Raw genomic sequence first — 1656 nt, forward strand, 5'->3', positions numbered from 1 at the left:
GAGCTTATTATTGACTAGAGTCATGCTCTCCCAGGCAGTTTCAAAGCTGGGCCTTTCCCTACTGGGCAGCCACCTCAGCTGGGTAGACACTCACCTTTTGCCGCCACTTGCCATAGCGCTCAAAAGTCACAATGCCGGTGACCACAGAATACAAGGTGTCGTCGCCGCCGATGCGCACGTTCACCCCTGGGTGAAACTTGGTGCCCCGCTGCCTGACCAGAATGTGGCCGGGATGCACCAGCTCGCCCCCATAGCGCTTCACCCCCAGCCGCTTGGCATTGGAATCTCGACCGTTGCGAGTGCTGCCCGTTCCCTTCTTATGAGCCATAACGCCTCCTATGCAACTGCGTGATCAACAGAAACGAGATAAAAAAATCGGGATTCAGGACACCTGAGTTCAGAGTTTATTCCTCATCCACAGGGATCCCTGTCGCCGCTGCCGAAGGGGCTGCCTCTGGGTTAGACTCTGGAGCGGCTTCCGTACGGGATGGTGCCGTGGCTAGGGGCACCCCATTGAGTTCAATAGACTCGATCAGCAGACGGGTCAGCGGTTGCCGATGGCCCCTCTTTTTGCGGGTCTTTTTCTTTGGCCTCATCTTGTAGACGATGATTTTATCGCCGCGCCGATGCTGCAAAACCCGTGCCCTGACGACCGCCTCCGAAACGTAGGGATGCCCCAACGTGATTTGTCCCTCGTGGTTGATCAACAGCACACGAGACAAATCGAAGGGGCTGTTCTCCTCCACTTCCGCCAGGCGATCGACCTCGTAAAAACGCCCCGGCTCCACCCAAAGCTGCTTACCGCCGGTTTCCACAATTGCGTAAGTCATCTTTCTCCCTGCCGTACAGGTGCCCTGCGGGGGTCTTGAAACCTGATCCGAGCATTGACAGCGATCTTAGATCGTAGCCGAAAAAGCCGCCGTCCGTCAGCTGGGTTTGGTCGAGGACTGGCTTGCAACAGTTCCGGTCGAGCAGTGGGACGGACTCCCCAAGCACCTCATGCTGTTGCCCCCCAGCCCCTTTCCCAGAGGAAGAGGGGAGTTGGGAAGCAGTTGGGAAGCAAATGTGCAGCATCTGAGGCGACTGCAGGCCAGAGGTTGCAGAGTCATTCTTTGCTATTCGGTCAGCTTCTCCCAAGCAGCCTGAAGGGCGGCCTGCATGCGCTGAGCGGCGCGGCTGAGGCGATGTTGCCAGGTTTCCCACTTGTGTTGCAGAAACTCTGCCGCCTCGTCCAGCAGGGAGAGATCGAACTTGCCCCCTTTGGCCAGCTCGTCCCGCACTTGCTTGACCTTGACGCGCACTACCTCGGGCGGATCCTGCGGGCTGACTAGGGCTTTGAGGCGATCCCCCATGCGCTGGATAAGCTGTTTCACCTGCCGAGATTTTTCGCTCCAAAAGTTCTTCAAGCCTTCTGCTTCCGATTTCAGCCGCTGCGGAGCATCCTCCTTAACCACCACCGCGTCCACATCAATGGCTTCCACATCCTCAGGCAGGAGAACGGCGCGCCCCCCCCAAGGCTCGGCAATGCTGCCACCCAGAATATAAGCGGCAATCGCTCCAGTCTCCCAGTCAAAGAGAAAATCCTCAATCCAGCCGACCTCTCGATTCCCAATGCGCACTGTGCGACGGTAAAGAAAGCTGATGGGGGTTAGGGGG

General features: G+C 57.8%; 3 protein-coding genes. All 3 read right to left on the reverse strand.

Features of this window, described 5'->3' with window-relative positions; translation table 11 throughout:
- Positions 1-58: 58 nt before the first annotated feature.
- Positions 59-328, reverse strand: a complete 270-nt coding sequence (gene rpmA / locus NW856_RS01710; RefSeq protein ID WP_011432382.1) for a 50S ribosomal protein L27 — start codon at positions 326-328, stop codon at positions 59-61.
- Positions 329-404: 76 nt separating this feature from the next.
- Entirely contained in the window at positions 405-830 is a 426-nt protein-coding gene (gene rplU, locus NW856_RS01715) for a 50S ribosomal protein L21 (RefSeq protein WP_414398774.1), read from the reverse strand.
- A 285-nt stretch (positions 831-1115) separates the two neighbouring features.
- Positions 1116-1656, reverse strand: a 541-nt coding sequence (locus tag NW856_RS01720) for a photosystem reaction center subunit H (protein WP_414398776.1), incomplete at its 5' end; no start/stop codon positions are given.

The organism is Synechococcus sp. R3-13 (genome assembly GCF_047462195.1).
Lineage (GTDB): Bacteria > Cyanobacteriota > Cyanobacteriia > Thermostichales > Thermostichaceae > Thermostichus.

Excerpts from the sequence above, each read along its gene's own strand:
- rpmA (WP_011432382.1), bottom strand. The coding sequence starts at position 328 with ATGGCTCATAAGAAGGGAACGGGCAGCACTCGCAACGGTCGAGATTCC.
- rplU (WP_414398774.1), bottom strand. The coding sequence starts at position 830 with ATGACTTACGCAATTGTGGAAACCGGCGGTAAGCAGCTTTGGGTGGAG.